The sequence below is a fragment of the Phreatobacter sp. AB_2022a genome, assembly GCF_026847585.1.
Lineage (GTDB): Bacteria > Pseudomonadota > Alphaproteobacteria > Rhizobiales > Phreatobacteraceae > Phreatobacter.
The window spans coordinates 43133-69095 of record NZ_JAPSET010000005.1; the positions used below are offsets into that span (position 1 = coordinate 43133).

The following is a 25963-nucleotide window of genomic DNA, read 5'->3' on the forward strand; positions in this document are numbered from 1 at the left end:
GCTATGCGTGATCCCGGTGCGGCATCACGATGCCGCCGTTCATTCTCCGCTGATCGGCTGGGTCCGGTCCGCAGGGGACGATCCTGTCACACTTCAAACGTGCAGGTTGCCGAATCCGACTCGCGCGACGATAGAGGAGGATGCTTGACCCTGCGTGTCAAGCGGCCATGCCGGGGAAGCGGCGGGCGTTGGGGGAGCGCATGCAGGGGGCGGTCGGGGCAAGATCCTTAACACGTTATCTGGCGGCCTTCGCGGCGGCGCTGGCTCTGCCACCGCTGATCCTCGCCGCCTATCTCACCTATCGCTATGCCGGCGCCGAATGGCGGCGGCTGGAGGCCGCGGCCAACGAACGCAACGACGACCTGATCGGCGATCTCGACCGCCTGCTGACCGCGCGCATCGCGGTGCTGCAGGCGCTGGCGACGTCGCCGGCGATCGACGGCGGCGACTTCCTGCGCTTCGACCAGCAGGCCCGCCGATTCGTCGAACAGGACCTGACGATGCGCCTGCGCGACCGCTCCGGGCGCGTGGTCATCGATACCGGCCTCGCCTTGGGCACGCCCTTGCCGCAGGACCTGCCGACGCTCTGGCACCAGCGCGTGCTCGACACCCGGCGGCCCTATGTCTCCGATCTCTTCACGCGCGCTTCCGATGGCCGCAGCGTGGTGAGCGTCAGCGTGCCCGCCCTGCGCGATGGCGAGGTGGCCTATGTCCTGTCCTCGACCTTCACGCCCGGTGCGCTGGCGCAGTTCCTGGTCGAGCGCGGCGTCGCTCCGCCCTATGCGGTGTCCATCGTCGACCGGACGGGCCGGATCATCAGCCGGTCGCGCGGCCATGCGGAGTGGGTCGGCCGGCTGCTGCCGGGCTATGCCAGCGCCACGGAGAGCAAGGGGACCTGGAGCGGCATCAATCCCGATGGCATTGCGGTGTTGGCCTATTATTCCCGCTCGGAACTGGCCGGCTGGATGGTCACGACCGGCCTCGACCGGCGCGAGCTGGAGGCGCCGATGGGCGCGCTGCTCTGGCGGCTGTTCCTGATCGCCGCCGGTCTTCTCACCCTGTCGGTCGGAACGGCGGCGCTGCTGGCCCATCGCGTCTCGCTGGCCGGCGCGGCGCTCGCCGACACGGCGGCGGCGGTCGGCGCCGGCCGGCTGGTCGCCGCGCCGCGCACGCCGATCACCGAGATCAACCGGATCGGCGAGGCGTTCGCCAGGGCTTCTGTCCAGCTCCACGAGCAGGCCGGAGCGCTGGAGCGGGCCAATCAGGACCTGGAGCTGCGCGTCGTGGAGCGCACCGCGGAGCTGGCGGCCAGCGAGGAGCGCTATCGCCTGCTCGCCGAGAACTCGACCGACGTCATCCTGCTCTACCGCTGGTCCGAGCCTATCGCCTTCGCGTCGCCCTCCTGCTTCAGGCTGACCGGGTTCACGGCGCAAGAGCTTCAGACCATGACGCCGGCGCAGACGGTCCATCCGGAGGACCGGGGCGCGGTCGAGGCGGTCAGCCGAGCGCTCGGGCCGGATCGTCCGTCCGCCTCGCGCATCCTGCGCCAGCGTCACAAGGATGGCCACTGGATCTGGGTGCAGGTCACCTACAGCTTCATGGCGAAGGTCGGGCCGGACCGCCCCAACGTCATGGCCATGGTGCGCGACGATACCGAGCGGCAGTCGCACGAGCTGAAGCTGCGCCATTCCAACGAGGCGCTGCAGCAGTTCTCGGCCATCGTGTCCCACGACCTGCAGGCGCCGCTGCGCCACGTCAACATGTTCGCCGACATGCTGCAGGCACGGATCGGGGCAGGCGACGGGGAGGCGGCCAGCTATGCCCGGCGCATCATGGCGAGCGCCGAGCGCATGCAGCGCCAGATCCGGGCGTTGCTGGTCTACAGCCAGGTCGCCTATGCGAAGGTGCGCGCCGAGCCCGTGCCGCTCGCGCGGGTCATTGCCGAAGCGATGACGCTGATCGATGCCGAGGTTCAGGACACTGGCGCACGCATCACGCTCAGCGGGATCGATGCGGAGGATCCGCCGGTCATTGCCGGCGATCCGGAACTGCTGGTCACCCTGTTCCAGAACCTTCTCGCCAATGCGCTGAAATATCGCAGCGGCGATCCACCGGTCGTCGAGGTCAGCGCCGAGCGCGCGGGAGCCTTCTGGCGGATCCAGATTGCCGACAACGGAATCGGCATCGACCCGCAATATGCCGAGCGGATCTTCGAGATTTTCCGTCGGCTGCACCGCGATGAAAGCCGCTATGCCGGCATGGGGCTTGGCCTGGCCCTTTGCCGGCGCATTGTCGAAAGCCACGATGGCGAGATCGGGCTCGATACCGGCTATTCTCACGGCGCCCGATTCACGCTTACATTGCCGCGCCGATGACATCGAAGGCCGCCGGTCCGGCGGCTGGGAGCAGTGATGAATTCTTCCCCGAGGCGTCTGCTCGTCGTGGATGACGATGCCGACGAAGTGCTGTTCGTCGAGAACGCGTTCAAGGGAGCATCCACTCCCATCGAAATCCGCCATGCCGACAGCGGCGAGGCAGCGCTCGCCGCCATCAGGTCGTTCAATCCCGGCTTGATCCTGCTCGATCTCAACATGCCCGGCATGGACGGCCGCGACGTGCTGAGGGCCATCAAGAGCAATGACGAGACCTGCGGCTATGCCACGGTCATCTTCTCGTCCTCCGAGCAGCGGGCCGACATCGACGCCTGCTACCGCGACAATGCCAATGCCTATGTGGTCAAGCCGCGCTCGTCCGAGGGCTATCGCGTACTGGCCGAAAACATCACGCGCTTCTGGTTCGAGACCGCCCGGCTATAGGTCGGCGGCGTCGCGATGGGTCGGCGTCAGGTCTTCAGCGGAAGCCAGATCTCGAGGCCGCCGAGGCCGGTGCGCGCATCGAATTCGGGGCCGTAGCGCTCGAAATTCGGCGCATCGGCGACCTCGTGCCCGGATTGCGGCAGCCATCGGCTCCAGATCGTGTGCACTGTGCGGCGGATGGTCGAGACGTGCTCGCGATGAGCGAAGACGGCGTAGCGCTGAGGCTTGAGCTGGACCTTTGCAAGATCGCTCGGCACCCGCGCGGCATCGTCGACCTCGACGCCGGTGAGATAGTTGAAATTGCCGTCGTCATCGGCGTCGTGGCACACGCCGTAGGCGACGGCGTCGCGCTGGCCGGCAATGTTGCCAATATGCGGCGCGAAACGCTGCCACTGGCTGGGCACGGCCTTGCTGCTCTCGCAGCTGTAGCGCATGTCGAGCCCGACGATCACCATCGGCGGCCCGTCGACGAGACGAGGCTCTTCGAGATGCGGCAGGAGGGTCTGGTTCATGATGATCGGCTCCACCAGCGTGACGTTGTCGAGATGGCCCTGGGCGCGTACCTGTTCCGGCGTCGTGCCGAAAAGATCGCGAAAGGCGCGCGTGAAGGCTTCATGCGAGCCGTAGCCGGCATCGAGCGCGACGGCGAGAATGTCGGGCGCGCCCGCAGCCAGCGCCCGGGCGGCCTCGCTGAGGCGCCGGCCACGCAGGTAGCGCACGGCCGACTGGCCGGTGGCGGCGACGAAGGCCCGGGTCAGGTAGAAGCGCGAGACCCCGCCGGCCGCCGCGATGTCGTCGAGCTCGATGCTGTCGGCGAAATGACCTTCGATGAACCAGAGGGCTTTCTCGACAGGGGTCATGGTCGGTCTCGCATTGAGGCATGGCGGCTGATGTAGCGGGCCGGGCAGGGGACCGTTTGATCGTTCTTGCACTGATATCGATCGGAGGCTGCCGCCTGGACCATGCCAAAGCAAGCCCGTCCCGCCGTGCAGGATTGATCCGGCCGCCCGGACCAAGGCGCTGGGCGTGGTCGGCACCATTGCATGCCAGGTGATCCCGGGCCTGGTCGATGCCGGCTCGACCCCCGCGCTATATTCCGCTAGCTATAGCGCATCATCGATGGAGCCCTTCATGTCCCGCCTCTTCGTCCGCCGCGCCGTGCTCGGCCTTGCCGCGGTTCTCGCCTTCGCGGCCATCCGGCCCGCGGCCGCCCAGGAGGGCCGGCCGGTCCTCGTTTTTGCCGCGGCCAGCCTGCAGACGGCGCTAAACGCGATCGCGGCCGAGTGGCAGAAGGAGACCGGCAAGCGGGTCGCCTTTTCTTATGCCGCCTCCTCGGCACTGGCCCGGCAGATGGAGCAGGGCGCGCCCGCCGACATGTTCGCCTCCGCCGATCTCGAATGGATGAACTGGGTGGCCGAACGCAACCTGATCCGCCCGGCGACTCGCGAAACGCTGCTCGCCAACCGCCTGGTTCTGATCGCGCCGACCGAGCTTGCGACCAGCCTCAGGATCGTGCCGGGCTTCGCGCTGGCCGAGGCGATCGGCGAGTCCCGGCTTGCCACGGGTGATCCGCGCGCCGTGCCGGTCGGACGCTATGCCCAGGCGGCGCTGACCCATCTCGGCGTCTGGGACCAGGTGCGGCCGCGCATCGCCGGCGCCGACAATGTGCGCGCCGCGCTGGCCCTGGTGGCGCGCGGCGAGGCCCGCTACGGCATCGTCTATGCGACGGATGCCAAGACCGAGCCGCGCGTGAAGGTGGTCGACACCTTCCCGGCCGACAGCCATCCGCCGGTGCTCTATCCCTTCGCGCTGACGGCCGGCTCGACCCATCCCGATGCGGCGGCCTTCCTCGCCTACTTGCGCTCGCCCGCCGCAGTCAGGATCTTCGAGGCAGAGGGTTTCTCGATGGTCGCCAGATGAGGCTTGGGTCCTGAAGCGCGGCCATCGGGCGCGGAGCAGCGCATGATCGCTTTCGATTGCCGGCTCGACCGGACCGATTTCCACTTCGCCGCGGCTTTCCAGGCCGACGGCGGGGTGACCGCGCTGTTCGGCCCGTCGGGTTCGGGCAAGTCAACGGCGATCCGCCTGATTGCCGGGCTGGAACGGCCAACATCGGGGCGCATCGCCGTCGACGGCCATGTCCTGGTCGACACGGCGGAGGGCATCTTCGTGCCACCCCATGCGCGCCGCATCGGCCTGGTGTTCCAGGACGCGCTGCTCTTTCCGCATCTTTCGGTGCGCTCCAACCTGACCTATGGCCGCTGGTTCACACCCAGGGCGGCACGCCGGATCGCTCTCGATCCGGTCGTCGAAGTGCTCGGCATCGGCCATCTGCTCGACCGCAGGCCGGGCACGCTCTCGGGCGGCGAGCGCCAGCGGGTCGCGATCGGCCGTGCCCTGCTGACCTCGCCCCGGCTGCTGCTGATGGACGAGCCACTGGCCGCGCTCGATTCCGCCCGCAAGCTCGAGATCCTGCCCTTCATCGAGCGGCTGCGCGACGAGTTCGCCATGCCCATCGTCTATGTCAGCCACGCGGTGGAGGAAGTGGCTCGCCTGGCTGCCAAGGTGGTGAAGCTGGACCGCGGGCGGGTCGCCGCGGACGGGCCGCCTGCCGCCGTGCTGGCGCCGGCATCGCTCGCCGAGGCCACCGCCCGCTTCGACGCGGTGTCCTTCGTCACAGGCACGGTGATCCGCCAGATCAGCGATTTCGGCGTGACCGTGCTCGGCCATCCCGCCGGCGAGATCACCGTGCCGGGGCTGATCGATCCGGCCGCCTCGCCGGTCCGCGTCGCCGTCAGGGCGACCAATGTGACGCTCGCCGTCGGCCGGCCCGGCCAGATGAGCGTGCGCACCATGCTGGCCGGGCGCATCGTCGCGATCGATGTCGACGACGGCCCTTTCGCCCTGGCCACCATCGCCCTGACCGGCGGCGAACGGCTCGTCGCCTTCGCGACCCGGCTCGCCATGGAGGATCTCGGTCTCGACGTCGGCGACGACGTCACCGCGCTGGTCAAGGCCGTCGGTATCGACGAGCGCAGCCTGCCCGGCCTCAAGGCCGCCGGCGGCTCGGCCGGCTGACGCCGCGGCCGTTGCGGTGCATGACGGCCTCTCGCCGGTGCCGGACGTGGTTAACGGTTCGTTTATCGATGCAACCCTTGATGGTGGCGAGGCCCGCGCGGAATCGCGCCGCGGCAGGCCGGCTGCATGGAGCGCGCAATGCGGATCAACACCCTTTCCTCCGGCCAGGGCGCCGCGGCGCAGGGGACGGCAGGCCGCCCGTCGCAGCTCCTGCTGCTCGTGTCCGGCGAGCGCGACGGCAAGGCCGGCGAGACGGTCCTGTCGAAGGCGACGAGCGAAGCGCAGAAGGCCTCGCGCACGGTTCTCGCCCGGCTCGACGAGGTCCGCTCCGCCGCTACCGAGCAGCGCAAGGCCGCGGCTCTGCAGAAACTGGAGTTGGCGCGCAAGAAGCTGCAGATGCTCCGCATGCTCAGCGGCGACCCGAAGACGACGGCGCGTCAAGCCAAGCAGATCGCCCAGGACATCCGCGAGGCGGCACGGGAATATGGCGCGGCCGCGGGATCCGGCAGTCTCGCCTCCGGAGCGCCGGACACCGGCGCCGCTGCCGGGCAGGGCACGGCCGATACGGCCGCACCGCCGGTCGACAAGGCCGGTGAAGTCGGCGCCGAGCACGGCGGGACGGAAGCTGCTCCCTCTACGGCAGGACCGCCGGCGGGCGCGCCGGATGCGGCCGGCAGGACCGAAGCCGGCAAGCCCTCGGCACGCGAAGAGGCCGCACGGGCCTATCAGGACGCCGTCGCGAAGCGCGACGCCAAGGCGGCGGCGAACGAGGCCGACCGGAAGGCGCTCGATACGTTCAGGCAGGCCGCCGACGAGGTGAAGCGGCTGATCGAAGAGGCTGCGCGCAGGCTCAAGGCACGCAAGCCCGCCGACGGCGATGCCCGCGAGGCGGAAGCGACGGCCAGAGCCATGGTCGCGCAGATCGATCGGCTCGGCGATACGATGGGCCAGATGGCGATCGCGCTCCAGGCCGGCGGCTCGGCCGGCCCGGTGGCGCCGGTCCCGGCACTGAACATTCTCGCCTGATCACTCCCCAGCAATGTCGGCGCCGAACGGCGCCAGTTCCTCGCGGATCGCATCGAGGGTGCGGGCCTCGACGCGCCGGTAGGCGGCGACCACGCCCCGGCCGAAGTCGGTGAGCTGGGCGCCGCCGCCCTGCACGCCGCCGGTGGTCGCGGTCACCAGAGGCCGGGTGAACATCTTGTTGACGGCGTCGACCAGCACCCAGGCGCGCCGATAGGACATGCCGAGCTCGCGGCCCGCCGCCGAAATCGAGCCGGTGCGGCCGATCGCTTCCAGCAGGTCGATCTTGCCGGGGCCGAGGCGGGCGGCGTTGCCGAAGACGATGCGCAGGCGCGGCGACAGCCGGGCGAGACCCGATGCCCTGGCATCTGGTTTCGGCTTGATCGGCACGACCATTCCCTCTTTCGCGCGCATGGCTGGCCTTTCTCGCGGCGACTTCGCGGCCAGGATAGCACAACTGCGACATTGCGCCGGCCCAGATCGACCCGGCAGGCCCACATGTGCGATTGACTTCGCGCGCGGAGCGGCGTTAGTCCTCGCTTCATGGCCATCTTTCGGGGCGATCGCTGTCGGACCTGGCGCAGCCTCGTCGTTGCGCTGCTGGCCTATGTCGTCGCCGCGACCGGCCTCATCGGTGCCATCAACCGCAGCGCCTCCGCGCTGGATGCGGCACAGGCCGGCCCCGTCATCATCTGCAGCCTCGATGGCCTGACGATTGCGCCGGGTGGCGATCCCGATGGCGCCAAGACGCTCCATCTGCACCAGCACTGCGCGCTCTGCGGCGTCGCCATGCCGGCGACGGTCGCGCTTGCCGACGTCATCGCCTCCGATGTCGCCGAGCCCGTGGCGCCGCGCGCGCCCGTGGTCTTTTATGCGCCGGTCCTGCCCGCCTATGCCTTCATCGGCTGGGACGGCACACGCCCGCCGCGCGCTCCGCCTGTCGCCGTCTGATCACTGCCTTCGTCGCGCCTGCCGGCTCGTCCGCGTGGGCGTTTCGTGATCATCCCGACGCGTCGAACAGCTGAAATCCCATGTCCAGCACCTCGAGGGCGGCCATCGCGGCCGTGGCCCTTCTCCATTCGTCCGAAGTCTTCGCCCAGAGCGCGGGCGCCAATATCGAACTGCCTGTGATCAATGTCGAAGCGGCCCGAGCGGCCGGCTCGCTGACCGCGCCCGGCATTGCCGACCAGCGCCGGCAGCTCGACCAGACGCCCGGCTCCGTCAGCTTCGTCGATGCCGAGACCTATCAGAACACCTATGCCGCGACCCTGAGGGACACGCTCGCCGAAACGCCCGGCGTCTTCGTCCAGAACCGCTACAGCCAGGAGATCCGCCTCTCCATCCGCGGCTCCGGCATCGCGCGCTCGTTCCACACGCGCGGCATCGAGATCCTGCAGGACGGCGTGCCGACCAATCTCGCCGACGGCTCGGGCGACTTCTACCAGATCGATCCGCTCAGTCTCAGGGCGATCGAGGTCTTCCGTGGCGGCAACGCTCTGCCGTTCGGCGGCTCGACACTCGGCGGCGCGATCAATGCGGTGACGCCGACGGCGCATACCGCGACCGCTCCGAACATGGTCCGGATCGACGGCGGCAGCTTCGGCACGGTGCGCGCGCAGGGCGCGGTGTCGCGCGTGCTCGGCCCCTGGGACTTCGCCATCAGCGGCACCTATACCCATTCGGACGGCTGGCGCCAGCACGAGCGGCAGGATCTCGGCCAGATCAACGGCAATGTCGGCTACCGCTTCTCCGACCGGCTGGAGACGCGCTTCTATTTCGGCGCCTACTATACCGACGTGAAGCTGCCGGGCTCGGTCACCTATGGCCAGGCGATGAACAATCCGCGCCTCGCCAATGCCGGCGCGGTGAGCGGCGACCAGGCGCGCAACACCTATGTCCAGCGCCTTGCCAACGTCACCACGATCAGGCTCGACGTCGGCCAGCTCGACCTCACCAGCTGGGCCATCCACAAGCAACTGCATCACCCGATCTTCCAGGTGCTGGACCAGGACGGCTGGACCTACGGCTTCTCGCCGCGCTTCACCGGCTCGTTCAATCTCGGCGGCTTCCGCAACGACTTGATCGTCGGCGCGCGCATCTTCGCGGGCAACAATGCGGTGCAGCAGTTCCTCAATCTCGGCGGCGCGCGCGGCGCGATGACGGTCAACGGCCGGCAGGTCGCGTCGAACTACGAGGCCTGGTTCGAGAACCGCTTCTTCGTGCTGCCCGAGGTGGCGCTGACCTTTGGCGCCAAGGCCTTCACGGCCGAGCGGCGCTACGAGGCGATGACCAACCTCAATACGCCGGCGCCGGTGCGCTACGACGCGGCCGTGACCTATTCCGGTTTCAATCCGCGTGTCGGCCTGATCTACGAGCCGCTCCGCGACATCCAGGTCTTCGCCAATGTCACCCGCAGCGCCGATGTGCCCGACTTCACCGACCTGACGCAGCAGACGAGCCGGCCCGGCGCCTTCGTGCCGCTGAAGGCGCAGAATGCCTGGACCTACGAGGCCGGAACCCGGGGCCGCTACGACCGGTTCGCCTGGGACGTCACGCTGTTCCGCTCGGAACTGCGCAACCAGATGCTGCAATACAATACCGGACCGGGCATTCCCGCCTCCACCTTCAACGCGGCGCAGACGCGGCTGCAGGGCATCGAGCTCGGTGCCAGCATCGACCTTGCCCGCAACCTCACCGGCCATGACGACAGCCTGACGCTCCGCCAGGTGTGGAACTATTCGGACTTCCGGTTCGTCAACGACGCGGTCTACGGCAACAATGTCATCCCCGGCGTGCCGCAGCATGTTCTGCGCACCTCGCTGACCTACAGCCATCCGGCCGGCTTCAGCGTGACGCCGACCCTGGACATCGTGCCGGAAGGTGCCTTCGTCGACTACCGCAACACGTTCCGTGTTGGCGGCTATGCGCTGCTCGGCCTGCAGGCGACCGCCCGGCTGCCCAATGGCGCGAACCTGTTCCTCGACCTGCGCAACCTGACCGACAGGCGCTACATCAGCGATTTCGGCCCGGTCGTGCAGTACAATGCCGCCAGCACCGCAACCTTCTATCCGGGCACCGGCCGCAGCATCTACGGCGGCCTGCGCTACCAGTTCTAGAACCTCGCCCCTTCACATGCGTTTCGATCGGAAGGATCACCCCATGACGAAATCAGTGCCTTTCAGGACCCTCGCTCTGGCCGGGCTCGGCCTCATCGGCCTCGCCGGTGTCGCCGAGGCCCATGTCACCCTGCAGCGCCGCGAAGCGACCGCCGGCGCCGCCTACCGCGGCACGCTCTCCGTGCCGCACGGCTGCGGCCGCGAGGCGACGACCGCCATCCGCGTCCAGATCCCCGAGGGGGTCTACGGTGTCAAGCCGATGCCGAAGCCCGGCTGGACGGTGGCGACGACCGTCAGGCCCTATGCCAAGCCCTATCAGTCGCACGGCCGCGAGCTGCGCGAGGGCGTCGCCGAGATCGTCTGGTCCGGCGGCAATCTGCCGAACGACTTCTTCGACGAATTCACCTTCGTCAGCCAGATCGATCCCGCGGCCGAGGCCGGTGCGACGCTCTATTTCCCGGTCGTCCAGACCTGCGCCAGCGGCGAGGAGCGCTGGGTCGAGACGCCGGCGGCAGGTCAGTCCGCGGCCGGCCTGCGCGCGCCCGCGCCGGCCCTGCGCATCCTCGCGGCCTCGGGCGAGCGACCGGCCGGTGGTCACGCCCACGCTGCGGCTGCGGCGCCGGTCTTCGAGCAGGCCGGGCTGCGCATCGAGGCGCCGTGGTCACGGGCGACGCCCGGCGCGGTGCGCGTCGGGGCGGGCTATCTCCGGCTCACCAATACCGGCTCGACGCCGGACCGGCTGATCGGCGGCAGCACCAGCATCGCCGAGCGCCTGGAGGTGCACGAGATGAGCACGGCCAATGGCGTGATGACGATGCGCAAGCTGCCCGACGGCCTTGCGATCGAGCCGGGCAAGACGGTGGAGCTTCGGCCCGGCGGCTATCACATGATGTTCATCGGCCTGCGCCGGGCGCTCGCGGAAGGCGAAACCTTCAAGGCAACGCTGACCTTCGAGCGGGCCGGCACGATCGAGGTCGAGTTCCGCGTCGGCGGGCTCGGCGCATCGAGCGCCGGCGGCGGAGCCGCTGGCGAGCATCACCATCACTGAGGTGGCGCGCGGGAGGCGGTGCGGGCGAGGGGTCGTAGCCACCGGGAGAAATTCGGGCTAGATCCCGGCCATGACCCAGGCTCGCCAACACCCCGCTGCATCGCCCTCGCCGCTGCCCGCCGATCTCGAAGACCGCAAGAGCCGTGCGCGCGCCTGGTTCGAGGCGCTGCGCGACGATCTGATCGCGGCCTTCGAGCGCATCGAGGACGAGGCGCCGGCCGGCCTGCATGAAGCCGGCGCGGCGCCCGGCCGGTTCGTCCGCAAGCCCTGGCAGCGCACCGATCACTCGGGCGCTTCGGGCGGCGGCGGCATCATGGCCATGATGGCGGGCCGCGTCTTCGAGAAGGTCGGCGTGCACGTCTCGACCGTCCATGGCGCGTTCGCGCCGGAATTCCGCGGCCAGATCCCGGGCGCGTCCGAGGATCCGCGCTTCTGGGCGTCGGGCATTTCGCTCATCGCCCATCTGCGCAATCCGCATGTGCCGGCCGTGCACATGAACACGCGCATGGTGGTGACCACGCGCGCCTGGTTCGGCGGCGGCGCCGACCTCACGCCGGTGCTCGATCGCCGGCGCCGCCAGGACGATCCCGACAGCCTCGCCTTCCATGGCGCCATGGCTGCCGCCTGCGCCGCCCATCCGGTGGCCGACTATCAGCGCTACAAGGACTGGTGCGACGACTATTTCTTCCTGAAGCACCGCAACGAGCCGCGCGGCATCGGCGGCATCTTCTTCGACTATCTCGATTCCGGCGACCGCGACGCCGATTTCGCCTTCACGCAGGATGTCGGCCGCGCCTTCCTCGACATCTATCCGAAGCTGGTCCGGGCCAATGTCGCGACGCCCTGGACGGAAGCCGACCGCGACGAGCAGCTCGTGCGGCGCGGCCGCTATGTCGAATTCAACCTGCTCTACGACCGCGGCACCATTTTCGGCCTGAAGACCGGCGGCAATGTCGAGAGCATCCTCTCCTCGATGCCGCCGCTCGTTCGCTGGCCATGACCGGATGACCGGCCCCGCCGTCACGGGGCCGGCCAGCGGGCCGACGGTCGGCCTCGGCCCAGCTCTTGCGAGCAACAATTTAACATGTTAATCACTGCAGCGAGGTCAGCCAACGGAGCCGGGCCATGCCGCATGTCGTGATCGAATATTCGGCCAATCTCGAGACTGTGGTCGATTTCGACGCGCTCGTCGAGGCGGTGCGGGCGGCGGCGGTCGAGACCGGCGTGTTCCCGCTCGGCGGCATCCGTGTCAGGGCCCATTGCGTGGACCATGCGGCGATCGCCGACGGCGACCCGGCCCATGCCTTCGTCGATGCGACGCTGAAGATGGGGGCCGGCCGGGATCTCGAGACCTGCCGGCGGGCTGGCGCCCACGTCTTTGCGGCGCTGTCGAAGGCGCTCGACCCGGCCTTTGCCAAAACCACGGTGGCGCTCTCCTTCGAGATCAGGGAGGTCCATCCCGAGCTCAACTGGAAGCGCAATTCCATTCACGAGGCGCTGAAGCAGCGCGCCTGAACCGACCGCCCCATCAGCACGAGGATCCGAGCCATGGCAGCTCCAGTCGCCGACGCGAAAGCCGCGTTTGCCGCTCATCAGGCGCGCGCCGAGACGCTGCTCGCGCGCCTCAAGGGGGAGGGCATCGGCCATCACATTGCCGGCAAGCGGGTGGCCAGCCTGTCCGGCCGCACCTTCGAGACCGTGTCGCCGGTCGACCGCTCGGTGCTGGCCGAGGTGGCGCGCGGCGAGGCTGCCGACATCGACAAGGCGGCGGAGGCCGCGGCCAAGGCCTTTCGGTCCTGGCGCAATCTCGACGGCGACAAGCGCCGCGCGATCCTGCACAAGGTGGCCGACGTCATCGAGGCCCATGCCGACGACATCGCGCTGCTCGAATGTATCGATACCGGACAGGCCCACCGCTTCATGGCCAAGGCGGCGGTGCGCGCGGCCGAGAATTTCCGCTTCTTTGCCGATCGGGCGCCGGAAGCCCGCGATGGCCTGAACCTGCCGACCAAGGACCACTGGAACGTCACCACCCGCGTGCCGATCGGCCCGGTCGGAGTGATCACGCCGTGGAACACGCCGTTCATGCTGTCGACCTGGAAGATCGCTCCGGCGCTCGCCGCCGGCTGCACCGTCGTGCACAAGCCGGCCGAATGGTCGCCGGTGACCGCCGATCTCCTGCCGCGCCTGCTGCTCGAAGCCGGCGTCCCCGACGGCGTGCTCAACACCGTGCACGGCTTCGGCGAGGATGCCGGCCGGGCGCTGACCGAGCATCCCGCGATCAAGGCGATCGGTTTCGTCGGCGAAAGCTCGACCGGCTCGGCGATCATGGCGCAGGGTGCGAAGACGCTGAAGCGGGTGCATTTCGAGCTCGGCGGCAAGAACCCGGTCATCGTCTTCGACGATGCCGATATCGAACGCGCGCTCGATGCCGTCATCTTCATGATCTACTCGCTGAACGGCGAGCGCTGCACCTCCTCGAGCCGTCTCCTGGTGCAGGAGGGCATTGCCGCGGAATTCTCCAAGGCGGTCGCCGAGCGGGTGAAAAGGCTGAAGGTCGGCCACCCGCTCGATCCCTCGACCGAGATCGGTCCGCTCATTCACGAGCGGCACTATGCCAAGGTCTGCTCCTATTTCGACATTGCCCGGGCCGACGGCGCGACGATTGCGGCCGGCGGCAAGCCCTTTGCCGGCCCCGGTGGCGGCTTCTATGTCGAGCCGACGCTCGTCACCGGCGCGACCAACACCATGCGCGTCGCGCAGGAGGAGATCTTCGGGCCCTATCTGACGGTCATGCCGTTCAAGGACGAAGCGGAGGCGGTCACGCTCGCCAATGCCGTCGACTATGGCCTGACCGGCTATGTCTGGACGCGCGACATGGAGCGGGCACTGCGCGTCGCCGACGAGCTCGACGCCGGCATGATCTGGCTCAATTCGGAGAATGTGCGCCACCTGCCGACGCCGTTCGGTGGCATGAAGTCGTCCGGCATCGGCCGCGACGGCGGCGACTATTCGTTCGATTTCTACATGGAAACCAAGAACATCTGCCTGGCCAAGGGCAGCCACAAGGTGCCGCGCCTCGGCGCGTGAGACGGCAGACCGATAACGGCGACTTCGACCAAGAGGAAACTTCCCATGCCGGTGCCGACCCACGTTTTCGACCCGCCCTTCAATATCGTGCGGGCGAGCCATGTCGTGCTCGACGTGACCGATCTCGCCCGCAGCCGGGCCTTCTACGAGACGACGATCGGGCTCCATGTCGAGGATGCCGACAGCGATGCCGTCTATCTGCGTGGCGTCGAGGAGCGCCAGCACCATTCCCTCGTGCTGCGCAGGGCGCATCAGGCGAGCTGCCGGCGCATGGGTTTCCGGGTCGGCACCGAGGCGGATCTCGACAAGGCGGCCGAGCATTTCTCGAAGCTCGGCCTGCCGACCACCTTCGTGTCCCAGCCCTATCAGGGCCGGACCTTGCACGTGACCGATCCGGCGGGCATGCAGCTCGAACTGGTCGCGGCCATGGAAAGGCGCGACATCCTCCTGCAGAAATACGAGCACTATCGTGGTGTCCGCCCCCAGCGCTTCGACCATTTCAACGTCTTCGCGCCGGAGATCCAGTCCTCGCTCGACTTCTATGCGACGCTCGGCTTCCGGCTGACCGAATATGCCGAGGAGGACGGACCGAACGGGCGCATCGCGGCGGGCTGGATGCATCGCAAGGGCAATGTCCACGATCTCGCCTTCACCAATGGCGCCGGGCCGCGGCTGCATCACTTCTGCTACTGGACGCCGACCGCGCTCGACATCATTCATCTCTGCGACGTGATGGCGACGACAGGCTACCTGCCGAACATGGAGCGGGGGCCCGGCCGGCACGGCATTTCCAATGCCTTCTTCCTCTATGTCCGCGATCCCGACGGGCATCGCCTGGAACTCTATACCAGCGACTATCAGACCATGGATCCCGATCATGAGCCGCTGCGCTGGTCGCTGCGCGATCCGCGGCGCCAGACATTGTGGGGATCGCCGGCGCCACGCTCCTGGTTCGAGGAAGGCAGTGCCTTCGCCGGAACCGAGACGCGGCCGGCGAGCTTCGTCGCCGATGTCGTGATCGCGAGCTGACGGAGCGATCATGAGCGAACACGGACAGCTTGCCAGCTTCCTGACCAACGGCGAACAGCGCTTTGGCCTCGTCACGCCCAAGGGCATCGTCGACCTGACACGGCGGGCAGGGGAGTGGCGCGACCTGCGCCATGCCATCGAAGGGGGCGCGCTCGGCCGCCTCGTCGATATCGGCCATCGCCACGTCGCCGACCATGCGCTGGACGCGGTGACGCTGCTGCCGCCCGTGCCGAACCCCGAAAAGATCATCTGCGTCGGCGTCAATTATCCCGACCGGAACGCCGAATATAAGGACGGCCAGGAGGCGCCGCCCTATCCGAGCCTGTTCCCGCGCTTTGCCCGCTCGTTCACCGGCCATGGCCAGCCGCTGGTCCGGCCGAAGGCCTCCGACAAGCTCGACTATGAGGGCGAGGTGGTCATCGTCATCGGCAGGGCCGGCCGGCATATCGCGGAGCGCGATGCGCTCGGCCACATCGCGGCGGTCAGCCTCGCCAATGAGGGGACGCTGCGCGACTGGGTGCGCCATGCCAAGTTCAACGTCACCCAGGGCAAGAATTTCGACAGCTCGGGCGCCATCGGCCCCTGGCTGGTGCCTTTCACAGAGGCCGCCCAGATCGCCGATATCGGCCTGACGACGCGCGTCAACGGCGAGCTGCGCCAGGACGACCGCACCGGCCGGATGATCTTCTCGTTCAGCTATCTCATCGCCTATATCTCGACCTTCACGACGCTGGTGCCCGGCGACGTGATCCTGACCGGCACGCCGACCGGCGCCGGGGCCCGCTTCGATCCGCCGCGCTACCTGAAGCCCGGCGATGTGATCGAGGTCACCGCCGAGGGGATCGGCACTCTCTCCAACACCGTCGTCGACGAGGCGTGACCATGGCTGCCGCTGAAGACCGTACCCTGTCCGCCAAGGACGTCGATGCCGCCGCCAAGAGCCTCGATGCCGCCGAGCGTGGCCGCACCCAGATCCGCCAGCTGTCCCAGGCGCACCCGGCGATCACCGTCGCCGACGCCTATGCCATCCAGGCGGCCTGGATCGACAAGAAGCTGAACGACGGCCGTTCGGTGATCGGCCACAAGATCGGGCTGACCTCTCGGGCCATGCAGCAGGCGCTCGGGATCGACGAGCCGGATTCGGGCTATCTGCTCGACGACATGCTGTTCGCCGACGGCGGCGAGGTGCCGACCGACCGCTTCATCGCGACGCGCATCGAGGTCGAGCTCGCCTTCGTCATGAAGACCCGGCTTGCCGGGCCGCGCTGCAGCCTGTTCGACGTCATCAATGCCACCGACTATGTCGTGCCGGCGCTGGAGATCCTCGATACCCGCATCGAGCGGGTCGATGCGCAGACCAAGGCGACGCGCAAGATCGCCGACACCATTGCCGACAATGCGGCCAATGCCGGCATCGTCGTCGGCGGCCGGCCGTTCCGGCCCGATGACACCGATCTGCGCTGGGTGTCGGCGATCCTGACCAAAAATGCCGCGGTCGAGGAAACCGGCGTCGCCGCCGGCGTGCTCAACCATCCCGCCAATGCCGTCGCCTGGCTGGTGCGCAAGCTGCACGACAACGGCCTTGGGCTGGAGCCGGGCCAGGTCGTATTGTCGGGCTCGTTCGTGCGGCCGGTCGAGGCTCGCAAGGGCGACACTTTCCAGGCCGATTTCGGACCGTTCGGGACGGTCGGCTGCCACTTCGCATGAGGTCGCCTTGAACGAGCACGCCCAGCCTGCCGCTGCCACCCGGGTCCGCCTGCGCGATTTCTCGCGGTCGCTGCCCATGTCGCTCTTGCGCGCCCGCGAGGCGGTGATGCGGCATTTCCGGGCTTCGCTCCGCAGCCACGGCGTCACCGAGCAGCAATGGCGGGTGCTGCGCGCCCTGTCCTCGGTCGGCGAGATTGAGATCGCCGACCTCGTCCGCTCCACCTTCCTGCTCGCGCCGAGCCTGTCGCGCATTCTGCGCGACCTCGAGGCGCGGGGGCTGATCGCGCGGCGGACCCCGGCGCGCGATCTGCGTCGCAGCCTGATCTCGATCGCGCCGAGCGGGGTTGCCCTGATGGAGGAGATCGCGCCGCAGTCGGAGGCGATCTATGCCGAGATCACCGCCCGGTTCGGCGCCGAGCGGCTGGCGCAGTTGCAGGACATGCTGCGCGATCTCGAACGCGAGATGACCGCCTTCGGCCCGGGCGATGCCGGCGACGTGGGCGAGGAAGCCTGACGCAGGGCCGTCCGGCCGGGGCGGCCCCGTCTCCAAAGCTCTGGGAGCTCTGAATGAAGCGCAACATGACGGGAGGCGAGGCGATCGTCTCCGGCCTGGTCGCCAATGGCGTCGATACGGTCTTCGGCCTGCCCGGCGCGCAGATGTATCCGCTGTTCGACGCCCTGACCCGCGCCGGCGAAACGATCCGCACGGTCGGCGCGCGCCACGAACAGGCCTGCGGCTACATGGCCTTCGGTTATGCCCGCTCCACCGGCCGGCCCGGCGTCTATTCGGTGGTGCCCGGGCCGGGCGTCCTGAACACCACGGCGGCGCTCGCGACCGCCTGGGGCTGCTCGACGCCGGTCGTCTGCCTGACCGGCCAGATCCCGTCCGCCTTCATCGGCAGGCGGCGCGGTCATCTGCATGAGATCGCCGACCAGCTCGGCACGCTGAAATCGGTGGTCAAATGGGCCGAGCGCATCGAGCGGCCGGCCGATGCGCCAGCGCTCGTCGCCGAGGCCTTCCGCCAGGCCCAGTCGGGCCGGCCGGGACCGGTCGCGCTGGAAATGGCCTGGGATGTCATGGCGGGCTCGGAAGAGGTGCCGCCGGCGCAGGCGGCGGCGCTCGACGCCAATCCGCCGCCGGCGTCGGCCGAGATCGCGGCGGCTGCGGCGCTGATCCGTGCCGCCCGGTTCCCGATCATCATGACCGGCAGCGGCGCGCAGCATGCGAGCGCGGAGATCGGGCAGCTCGCCCGCGCGATCGGCGCGCCGGTCGCGGCCTTCCGCGGCGGCCGCGGCGTGGTCGACGAGGCCGGCGATCACGGCATCTCCTCCTATGCCGCGTTCAAGCTCTACGGCGAATGCGACCTCGTGATCGGCATCGGCACGCGCCTGGAAATGCCGACCATGCGCTGGGCCGGCATGATGCGCATGGTCGATCGGCCCGAGGCGCCGCCGCATATCGTCCGCATCGACATCGACCCCCAGGAGATGACGCGCCTCAAGGTTCATGCCGGCATCGTCGCTGACGCCGCGGATGCCGCGCGTGCCCTCCTCGCGGCGCTCGAAGGGCATCGCCCCGCCGCCAATGCGGCGCGCATCGCGCGCGCCAGGGCCGAGGCGGCGGCCGAGACCGCGGCGGTCCAGCCGCAGATGGACTACCTTAAGGTCGTCCGCGCCGCCCTGCCGGACGACGGCTTCCTGGTCGAGGAGCTGTGCCAGGCCGGCTTCACCAGCTATTTCGGCTATCCTGTGCGGCGCCCGCGCACCTATGTCTCGACCGGTTTCCAGGGCACGCTCGGCTTCGGCTTCCAGACCGCGCTCGGCGTCAAGGTCGCCCATCCCGACAAGCCTGTCGTCTCGATATCAGGCGATGGCGGCTTCATGTTCGGCGTGCAGGAATTGGCGACGGCGGCGCAATACGGCATCGGCCTCGTCACGGTCCTGTTCAACAACGAGGCCTATGGCAATGTCCGCAGGGACCAGGAGGAGCGTTTCGGCAACCGCCTGATCGGTGCCGATCTCGTCAATCCCGACTTCATGGATCTGGCGCGGGCGTTCCGCATCGACGGCCAGCGCGTCCACTCCCCCGCCGCGCTCGAACCGGTGCTGAAGGCGGCGATCGCGGCGGGCCGGCCGAGCCTGATCGAGGTGGTGGTGCCGCGTGGCAGCGAGGCCTCGCCCTGGCCGTTCATCCACCCGGCCGGGCCGGGCTGACGAAGCGCCCGGCGGCGGGCGCGCCCGGGGGGGATCAGGCCGCCGCGCCGGCGATTTCGGCGGCGAGCGCGTCGCGCTCGCGTTCGAGGAGGGCGATCAGCCTCTCGGCTGCCGCGCCGGGCGGCGTGGCCGGCCGGATCAGCACCGTTTCGATGGCAATCCGCGGACGGAACGGCCGCAGCACGATGGCGGGATGGCGCAGATCGCGGGCCGGGACCGGATCGACGATCGCGATACCCAGCCCTTCCGCCACCAGGCCGCACCGCGCTGCCGTGTACTGCGCCATCAGGGGAAAGTGTGGAGCGATGCCTTCCCGCGCGAAGGCTTCTTCCACCGCCTGCTGAAAGTCGCCGGGCGCGCCGGCGATCATGGTCTCGCCGGCGAGGTCGCGAACGGTGATCTCCGGCCTGGACGACAGCGGATGGCGGCGCGGCAGGGCGCAGACCGCAGGCACGGCGAGGAACGCCGCGCGGACGATGCCGGCATGGCCGGCGCGCGGCCGCGCCAGGCCGATGTCGCACTGGCCCGAGGCGACCCAGGACCAGATCAGGTCCGGGGTCGGCACGTGAACCGCGACGCGCGCGCCGGGCGAAGCGGCCATCAGCCGGTGCAGGGCACGCGGCAGCAGGCCCGCCGCCAGCGACGGCTGGCAGGCGATGCGCAACGGCCCGCTGCCCAGTTCCCGGATCTCGCGCGCCGCCTGGCGCAGGTGATCGAGCCCCGCATAGGTCCGCTGCACCTCGACCGCAAAAGCCTCCCCCTCCCGGGTCAGGAAGGCGTTGCCGCGGCCGCGCACGAACAGCGCGAAGCCGAGATCGGTTTCGAGCCGGGCGATGGCCCGGCTGACATGCGGCTGGCCGAGGCCGAGCGCCGAGGCGGCCCTGGTCATGCCGCCGTGACGGACCACGGCACGGAACAGATCGAGATGTGCTGGGCTCAACATGCCGATTTTGCATGGAAATGGCGAATGCCAGCATTTGACTGCATGTGGCCGGCATGCTTGTCAATGGTCCGGAACCCGGCAACAGCAACCACGCCTGGAACGGTCGAAGCCCATGCAGCTCTTGCTCCCCGTCGTCCTTGCCGTCCTCGCCGGCGCCAGCATCGTCGTCCAGCAGGTGCTGAACGCGAATTTGCGCACGGCGCTCAACTCGGCCGTCTGGTCGGGCTTCACCAGCTATTTCGTCGGCGTCGTCTGCATGGCGCTGCTTGCGCTCGTCCTGCGCGAGCCGGTGCCGGCGGCGGGCGTCGCGCTGCGCATATCGTGGTGGCAATGGAGCGGTGGCGTGTTCGGCGCCATCTTCATCGGCCTCGCCATCCTGCTCGTGCCGGCGCTGGGGGCGGCGACCTTCATCGCGCTGCTCGTCGCCGGCCAGATGGTCGCATCGGTGACCATCGATCATTTCGGATGGATGGGCCTTCCCCGGCACCCGCTCGACCTGACCCGCCTGCTCGGTGTCGCCTTGCTGGTCGGCGGCGTCATCCTCGTCCGGCGGTGATGGCCGGCGAAGCGCGGATCCTGTCGCCGGCAAGCCTTGCATGATCCCGAGAAGTGGATGAGGCTCGGCTGATCGGGAAAGGGCGGCGACGGGAGGCTGAAGCGCCATGACGATCCCTCTGTCGCGGCTGCGTCCCTATCCGCCACGCCCAACGCTGTCCCGCCGGGGCCTGCTCGCGGCCGCGGCGCTGCTGCCGGGGCTGCCGGCCGCGGCCCAGGGGCCGGTGCGGATCATTTCCGGCTTTGCCGCCGGCGGTTCGCAGGACGTTCTCGCCCGCATCCTCGCCGAGGCGCTGCAGGAGGCGCTTGGCGTCGGCGTGGTGGTGGAGAACCGCACGGGAGCGGCCGGCACCATTGCCGGCGACGTGGTCAAGGCCGCCGCGCCGGACGGCACGACGATCCTGATCGCCAATATCGTCACCATGTCGCTCGCCCCCTTTTCCTTTCCCGGCCTGAAATACGACCCGGTCAAGGATTTCGTGGCGCTTGCCAAGACGACGGAATTCCCGATCGCGCTGGCGACGGGCGCCATGACCGGCGCGACGCGGCTCGCCGACCTGATGGACTGGACGCGCGCCAATCCCGCGCGCGGCAGCATCGGCGTCCCGGCCGCCGGCAGCCTGCCGCATCTTTTCGCCGCGCGGCTCGCGGCCTCCACCGGCCTGCCGCTGACGGTGGTACCCTATCGCGGCGGCGCGCCGATCGCCCAGGACCTGATGGGCGGGCAGCTCGCCATGGGGTTCGGCGCGGCCGCCGATTTCTCCGAGCTGCATCAGGCCAGACGCATCGTCATCGTCGCAACCTCGGGCACGATCCGCCATCCCGCGCTGAGCCAGGTGCCGACCTTCACCGAGAGCGGCGTGGCCGGCCTCGATTCCAACGGCTGGAACGGCCTGTTCCTGCCCGCCGGCACGCCGTCGGCCATCGTCGAACGCTACCAGGCCATCGTCGCCGCGGCGCTCGCCAGGCCCGCCGTGCGCGAGCGCCTGATCCAGCTCGGCTTCCTGGTGACGCCGTCCTCGTCCGACGCCATGCGCCAGCAGATCGTCGAGGAGATGCGCGCCTGGGGGCCGATCATGACCGACCTGATGAAACCGCGCTGAAGCCATGGCCGATACAGACCCGCAGACGACCAAGAACGTGCTCTTCATCATGTGCGATCAGCTCAGGTTCGACTATCTGGGCTGCGCCGGCCATGCCCGCCTCGAAACGCCGAATATCGACGCGCTGGCGCGCCGCGGCGTCCGCTTTTCGCGCGCCTATGTCCAGTCGCCGGTTTGCGGCCCCTCGCGCATGAGCTTCTATACCGGCCGCTACATGCGCTCGCACGGTTCCAACTGGAACAATTTCCCGCTGCGGGTCGGCGAGCCGACGCTCGGCGAGCACCTGAAGCGGCTCGGCGTTCGCAACGTCCTCGTCGGCAAGACCCATATGAAGGCGGACGACGAGGGCATGGCGCGCCTCGGCATCGATCCGAATTCGATCATCGGCGTCGAGGCCGCCCAGTGCGGCTTCGAGCCCTACGAGCGCGACGACGGCCTGCATCCGACGCGCCCGGGCGCGGACCGGCCGCGCTACGATGGCTACCTCGCCGCGGAGGGCTATGCCGGGCCGAATCCGTGGGAGGATTTCGCCAATTCGGGCGAGGCGGCCGACGGCACACGCCAGAACGGCTGGCTGCTCGCCCATGGCGACAAGCCGGCGCGCGTTTCGGACGAGCAGTCCGAGACGCCCTATATGACGCGCCGGGCGATGGATTTCATCCGTGAGGCGCGCGCCGATGGCCGCCCCTGGTGCCTGCATCTGTCCTATATCAAGCCGCACTGGCCCTATATCGCGCCGGCGCCCTATCACGACATGTTCGGTCCCGACGACGTCCAGCCGGCGATCCGCTCGGAGCGCGAAAGGCAGGATCCGCATCCGGTCTACGGCGCCTTCATGGACCTGCGCGTCTCGCGCAACTTCGCCCGCGAGGAGGTTCGGCGCCGGGTGATCCCGGCCTATATGGGCCTGATCAAGCAGATCGACGACCAGCTCGGCCTCTTGTTCCGCTTCCTCGACGAGGAGGGGCTGAGCGGCTCCACCATGATCGTCTTCACCTCCGACCACGGCGACTATCTCGGCGACCACTGGCTCGGCGAGAAGGACCTGTTCCACGAGATGAGCGTCAAGGTGCCGCTGATCATCGCCGATCCCGCGCCGGAGGCCGATGCCGCGAGAGGCACGGTGTCGGACGTGCTGGTCGAGGCGATCGACCTTGCCGCCACCTTCATCGACTATTTCGGCGGCACCGTGCCGCGCCACATCGTCGAGGGCCGCTCGCTGACGCCGCATCTGCAGGGGCAGCGGGTCGACAACTGGCGCTCCTTCGTCGTCTCCGAATACGACTATTCGATGCAGGACGTGCGCACGACCCTCAAGCGCGACGTCTCGGACTGCCGGCTCTTCATGCTGTTCGACGGCCGCTTCAAATATATCCACGCGCCCGGCTTCCGGCCGATGCTCTACGACCTCGACGCCGACCCGCACGAGTTCCGCGACCTCGGCGGCGATCCGGGCTACGAGGCCGAGCGCGCGAGGCTCAAGGACCTGCTGCTCGGCTGGGCGCTGACCGACCACAACCGCATCACCATGCCGGATGCCCGCATCGCGGCCTATGGGCCGGCGACGCAGCTCAAGTCGGGCATTCTCATCGGCTATTGGGACGAGGCCGAGGTCGAGCGGGCGAGAAGGCAGTACGGCCTCTAAATTCGCCCCGCGCTTACCGGAAAATCCCGATGCGCGGAAGCTGCCGCTGGGCCAGCCTTGGAACGGGTTCCGCGCAAGGAGGCAGCCATGGCCGGGTTCTGGCAGCAATTTCGCCCATCCCGCCGTTTCGTCGCGGAGGCTGTCGAGCCCGGCATCGACGCCAGCAAGCGAGGCCTGCTGGCCGGCGCCTGTGCCTGTTGCGTGGCCTTCGCCGCGGGCCGTCCCGGCCTTGCCCTCGCTCAGGGAGCGGCCCCGGCGGCTTCCCCGGCGCGACCGGTTCACGCCCGGCTCGACAAGGCGGCCGCCGCGATCGAGGAGAAGATGATCGCCTGGCGGCGGGACATCCATGCCAATCCGGAACTCGGCTTTGCCGAGGTGCGCACGAGCGGCCTCGTCGCGCGACATCTGAAGGCGCTCGGCTACGAGGTGCGCGAGGGTGTCGGCAAGACCGGTGTCGTCGCGGTGCTGCGCGGCGGCGGGGAGGGGCCGGTCATCGCGTTGCGCGCGGACATGGATGCCCTGCCGGTTGCCGAGGAGGTCGATCTTCCCTTCGCCTCGAAGGTGAAGGCGCCGTGGGGCGGAGAAGAGGTCGGCGTCATGCATGCCTGCGGCCATGACTGCCATGTCGCCATCCTGATGGCGGCCGCCGAAGTGCTGGCCGGCATGAAGGCGGACCTGCGCGGCACCATCAAGCTCTTGTTCCAACCGGCCGAGGAAGGCGCGCCCAACGGCGCGCCCGGCGGGGCCAGCGCCATGGTGGCCGACGGCGCCATGGCCGACCCGAAGCCCGATATGGTCTTCGGCCTGCACGTCACCAGCGCGATGCCGGTCGGCGTGGTCGGCTATCGTTCAGGCCCCCTCATGGCCGGCTCCGATACGTTCCGCGTGCGCGTCACGGGCCGGCAGACCCATGGCGCCGTTCCCTGGGCGGGCGTCGATCCGATCGTCATCGGAGCGACCATCGTCTCGACCCTCCAGACCATTGTCAGCCGCGAGACCAATATCTTCACCGATCCGGCCGTGCTCACCGTCGGCGTCTTCAAGGGCGGCGTGCGGCAGAACATCGTGCCGGACAGCGCGGAAATGATGGGTACGCTGCGCACGTACAACCCCGAGCAGCGCGAAGCCATCAAGCGCCGGGTGAGCGAGATTGCCGAGAGCACCGCCGCCGGCATGCGCGGCAAGGCCGAGGTCACGTGGAGCGCCAACGGCTATCCGCCGCTCATCAACAATGCCGAGCTGACGCGCCTCTCGGCACCGACGCTTGGCCGCGTCACCGGCGGCAAGGCCGTCGAGATCCCGCGGGTCAGCGCCAGCGAGGACTTCCCCTTCTTCGCCCAGGTCGCGTCCGGCTTCTTCTATTTCGTTGGCGTCAGCGCGCCGGACGTGCCGCCGGGGCAGGCCGCCCCCAATCATTCGCCACGCTTCCGCGTCGACGAGCGCGGGCTGATCGTCGGACTGCGGGCGACGCTGCATCTCGTGGCGGACCAGATGAAGCTGGATGCCTGACGCCGGTGGCCGCGCCGCCGGTCAGGTCGGGCTGATGCCCAACTGGCGTACGAGGTCGATCCAGATCGGGCCTTCCTCGTCGTAGAGCTTTTTCGATTCCGCGCGCGTCAGGGCGGCCTCGTCGATCGCGAAGGTGTCGAGCATCTTCTGGATGGCTTCGCTCTTTCCGGCTGCGACCATCAGCTCGGACAGTTTTTGCGTGATCGGTTCGGGCAGGCCGGCCGGACCGAACAGGCCGACCCAGCCCTTCACCTGGAAGGCGGGGGAGGCGAGGCCCTGTTCGGCGTAGGTCGGAACGTCGGGCAGCTTGCGCATGCGCTGTGCGGTCGGCACGGCGATCGCCCGCCCGGCGCGGCTGTCGAGCGTGCTGACGGCAGCGAGATAGCTGCCGCTGGCAGCCTGGACCACGCCGGCGGAAAGATCGCGCCACATCGGCGCCTCGCCGCGATAGTGCACCGGCACGATCGGGCGCTGCAGGGCCTTGTTGAACTCGTGGGCGGCAATGTGCGGATGGGTCGCCAGGCCATAGGTGCCGAGGCTCACCTCGTTCCGGCCGGCATAGTCGAGGAATTGCTTCAGATCGGTGGCGCCGGTCGATCGGTGCACGACGAGCGGCAGGTGTCCGCTCGGCATCAGCGAGATCAGCGTGAAGTCCTTGTCCGGATCGTATTGCAGGTCGCGCACGAGCAGGCGGTTGCCGAGAAAGGTGGTCGCGACCGAGAGGATCAATGTATGGCCGTCGGGCGGCGCCGCCTTGACCGTCTGGGCAGCGATGGCGCCGGTGGCGCCGACACGGTTCTCGACGACCACGGGCTGGCCGACGGCGCGCGAGATATAGTCGCCATAGGCGCGGGAGAAGAGATCGGTCAGGCCGCCGGCGGCGGTCCCGCAAATGATCTTGATCGTCGTGCTCGGCCAGGCCTGCGCCCAGGCGTTCACGAACGGAGCGGCGACCGTCGACAGGGCCCCGGCATAGATCGCCTGGCGGCGCGAGAATGGGCTCGGCATGCGTTTCCCCATAGGTGCATTTTCGGCATCGCTTGGGGCCGCCGCGCGATCCGCCCGTGCTCGGCCCAGGCGACGGTCC

The 25963-nt window shown here is 69.0% G+C and carries 24 protein-coding genes; 20 read left to right on the forward strand and 4 right to left on the reverse strand.

Going from position 1 to position 25963, the window contains the following annotated elements:
• The first annotated feature begins 200 nt into the window (after positions 1–200).
• Together OZ671_RS05195 and OZ671_RS05200 are read left to right on the forward strand one after the other, a co-directional pair.
• A complete protein-coding gene (locus OZ671_RS05195) occupies positions 201–2375 on the forward strand; it encodes a sensor histidine kinase (protein ID WP_268859740.1) in 2175 nt (724 codons plus the stop codon).
• A gap of 36 nt (positions 2376–2411) precedes the next feature.
• Positions 2412–2816 carry a response regulator gene (locus tag OZ671_RS05200; RefSeq protein ID WP_268859741.1) on the forward strand — a complete coding sequence of 135 codons (405 nt, stop codon included), beginning with the start codon at positions 2412–2414 and terminating at the stop codon, positions 2814–2816.
• Positions 2817–2842: 26 nt separating this feature from the next.
• Here the strand turns inward: OZ671_RS05200 and OZ671_RS05205 are convergent, their stop codons facing one another.
• The gene (locus OZ671_RS05205) at positions 2843–3676 is read right to left on the reverse strand and encodes an AraC family transcriptional regulator (protein WP_268859742.1); all 834 of its coding nucleotides are present in this window, start codon (positions 3674–3676) and stop codon (positions 2843–2845) included.
• Positions 3677–3947: 271 nt separating this feature from the next.
• Between OZ671_RS05205 and modA the strand changes: the two genes are divergently transcribed.
• The 3 genes from modA to OZ671_RS05220 all read left to right on the forward strand — a co-directional run bounded on the left by modA (position 3948) and on the right by OZ671_RS05220 (position 6920).
• Entirely contained in the window at positions 3948–4736 is a 789-nt protein-coding gene (gene modA, locus OZ671_RS05210; protein ID WP_268859743.1) for a molybdate ABC transporter substrate-binding protein, read from the forward strand.
• Positions 4737–4778: 42 nt separating this feature from the next.
• Positions 4779–5894 carry a molybdenum ABC transporter ATP-binding protein gene (modC, locus tag OZ671_RS05215; RefSeq protein WP_268859744.1) on the forward strand — a complete coding sequence of 372 codons (1116 nt, stop codon included), beginning with the start codon at positions 4779–4781 and terminating at the stop codon, positions 5892–5894.
• A 138-nt stretch (positions 5895–6032) separates the two neighbouring features.
• Positions 6033–6920 (forward strand): hypothetical protein, encoded by an 888-nt coding sequence (locus tag OZ671_RS05220; protein ID WP_268859745.1) that lies wholly within the window; start codon positions 6033–6035, stop codon positions 6918–6920.
• Here the strand turns inward: OZ671_RS05220 and OZ671_RS05225 are convergent, their stop codons facing one another.
• Complete coding sequence (locus OZ671_RS05225) at positions 6921–7331, reverse strand: winged helix-turn-helix domain-containing protein (protein WP_268859746.1); 411 nt, start codon at positions 7329–7331, stop codon at positions 6921–6923.
• A 129-nt stretch (positions 7332–7460) separates the two neighbouring features.
• Between OZ671_RS05225 and OZ671_RS05230 the strand changes: the two genes are divergently transcribed.
• The 11 genes from OZ671_RS05230 (at position 7461) to OZ671_RS05280 (ending at position 19121) form a co-directional block, all read left to right on the forward strand.
• On the forward strand, positions 7461–7868 hold the full coding sequence (locus OZ671_RS05230) for a DUF2946 family protein (RefSeq protein WP_268859747.1): 408 nt from the start codon (positions 7461–7463) through the stop codon (positions 7866–7868).
• Between the two features lie 80 nt (positions 7869–7948).
• Positions 7949–10033, forward strand: coding sequence for a TonB-dependent receptor family protein (locus tag OZ671_RS05235; RefSeq protein WP_268859748.1), 2085 nt, complete (start codon positions 7949–7951; stop codon positions 10031–10033).
• Between the two features lie 43 nt (positions 10034–10076).
• Positions 10077–11081: a DUF1775 domain-containing protein gene (locus tag OZ671_RS05240; RefSeq protein ID WP_268859749.1), complete on the forward strand. Its 1005-nt coding sequence runs from the start codon at positions 10077–10079 to the stop codon at positions 11079–11081.
• Positions 11082–11151: 70 nt separating this feature from the next.
• The gene (gene hemF, locus OZ671_RS05245; RefSeq protein ID WP_268859750.1) at positions 11152–12081 is read left to right on the forward strand and encodes an oxygen-dependent coproporphyrinogen oxidase; all 930 of its coding nucleotides are present in this window, start codon (positions 11152–11154) and stop codon (positions 12079–12081) included.
• A gap of 125 nt (positions 12082–12206) precedes the next feature.
• On the forward strand, positions 12207–12596 hold the full coding sequence (locus OZ671_RS05250; protein ID WP_268859751.1) for a 5-carboxymethyl-2-hydroxymuconate Delta-isomerase: 390 nt from the start codon (positions 12207–12209) through the stop codon (positions 12594–12596).
• 33 nt (positions 12597–12629) lie between these two features.
• The gene (gene hpaE / locus OZ671_RS05255; protein ID WP_268859752.1) at positions 12630–14171 is read left to right on the forward strand and encodes a 5-carboxymethyl-2-hydroxymuconate semialdehyde dehydrogenase; all 1542 of its coding nucleotides are present in this window, start codon (positions 12630–12632) and stop codon (positions 14169–14171) included.
• A gap of 45 nt (positions 14172–14216) precedes the next feature.
• Positions 14217–15200: a 3,4-dihydroxyphenylacetate 2,3-dioxygenase gene (gene hpaD / locus OZ671_RS05260; RefSeq protein WP_268859753.1), complete on the forward strand. Its 984-nt coding sequence runs from the start codon at positions 14217–14219 to the stop codon at positions 15198–15200.
• Between the two features lie 10 nt (positions 15201–15210).
• Positions 15211–16080, forward strand: a complete 870-nt coding sequence (locus tag OZ671_RS05265) for a fumarylacetoacetate hydrolase family protein (protein ID WP_268859754.1) — start codon at positions 15211–15213, stop codon at positions 16078–16080.
• A 2-nt stretch (positions 16081–16082) separates the two neighbouring features.
• Positions 16083–16907: a 2-oxo-hept-4-ene-1,7-dioate hydratase gene (hpaH, locus tag OZ671_RS05270; protein ID WP_268859755.1), complete on the forward strand. Its 825-nt coding sequence runs from the start codon at positions 16083–16085 to the stop codon at positions 16905–16907.
• Positions 16908–16983: 76 nt separating this feature from the next.
• The gene (gene hpaR, locus OZ671_RS05275; RefSeq protein WP_103169047.1) at positions 16984–17421 is read left to right on the forward strand and encodes a homoprotocatechuate degradation operon regulator HpaR; all 438 of its coding nucleotides are present in this window, start codon (positions 16984–16986) and stop codon (positions 17419–17421) included.
• A gap of 53 nt (positions 17422–17474) precedes the next feature.
• Positions 17475–19121 (forward strand): thiamine pyrophosphate-dependent enzyme, encoded by a 1647-nt coding sequence (locus tag OZ671_RS05280; RefSeq protein ID WP_268859756.1) that lies wholly within the window; start codon positions 17475–17477, stop codon positions 19119–19121.
• A gap of 34 nt (positions 19122–19155) precedes the next feature.
• Here the strand turns inward: OZ671_RS05280 and OZ671_RS05285 are convergent, their stop codons facing one another.
• Positions 19156–20064 carry a LysR family transcriptional regulator gene (locus OZ671_RS05285; protein ID WP_268859757.1) on the reverse strand — a complete coding sequence of 303 codons (909 nt, stop codon included), beginning with the start codon at positions 20062–20064 and terminating at the stop codon, positions 19156–19158.
• A 112-nt stretch (positions 20065–20176) separates the two neighbouring features.
• Between OZ671_RS05285 and OZ671_RS05290 the strand changes: the two genes are divergently transcribed.
• The 4 genes from OZ671_RS05290 (at position 20177) to OZ671_RS05305 (ending at position 24876) form a co-directional block, all read left to right on the forward strand.
• Complete coding sequence (locus tag OZ671_RS05290) at positions 20177–20620, forward strand: DMT family transporter (protein WP_268859758.1); 444 nt, start codon at positions 20177–20179, stop codon at positions 20618–20620.
• Between the two features lie 106 nt (positions 20621–20726).
• On the forward strand, positions 20727–21722 hold the full coding sequence (locus OZ671_RS05295) for a tripartite tricarboxylate transporter substrate-binding protein (protein WP_268859759.1): 996 nt from the start codon (positions 20727–20729) through the stop codon (positions 21720–21722).
• Positions 21723–21726: 4 nt separating this feature from the next.
• On the forward strand, positions 21727–23367 hold the full coding sequence (locus tag OZ671_RS05300) for a sulfatase-like hydrolase/transferase (protein ID WP_268859760.1): 1641 nt from the start codon (positions 21727–21729) through the stop codon (positions 23365–23367).
• A gap of 87 nt (positions 23368–23454) precedes the next feature.
• Positions 23455–24876 carry an amidohydrolase gene (locus tag OZ671_RS05305; RefSeq protein ID WP_268859761.1) on the forward strand — a complete coding sequence of 474 codons (1422 nt, stop codon included), beginning with the start codon at positions 23455–23457 and terminating at the stop codon, positions 24874–24876.
• Between the two features lie 21 nt (positions 24877–24897).
• Here the strand turns inward: OZ671_RS05305 and OZ671_RS05310 are convergent, their stop codons facing one another.
• Positions 24898–25884 (reverse strand): Bug family tripartite tricarboxylate transporter substrate binding protein, encoded by a 987-nt coding sequence (locus OZ671_RS05310; RefSeq protein WP_268859762.1) that lies wholly within the window; start codon positions 25882–25884, stop codon positions 24898–24900.
• Between the last annotated feature and the right edge of the window lie 79 nt (positions 25885–25963).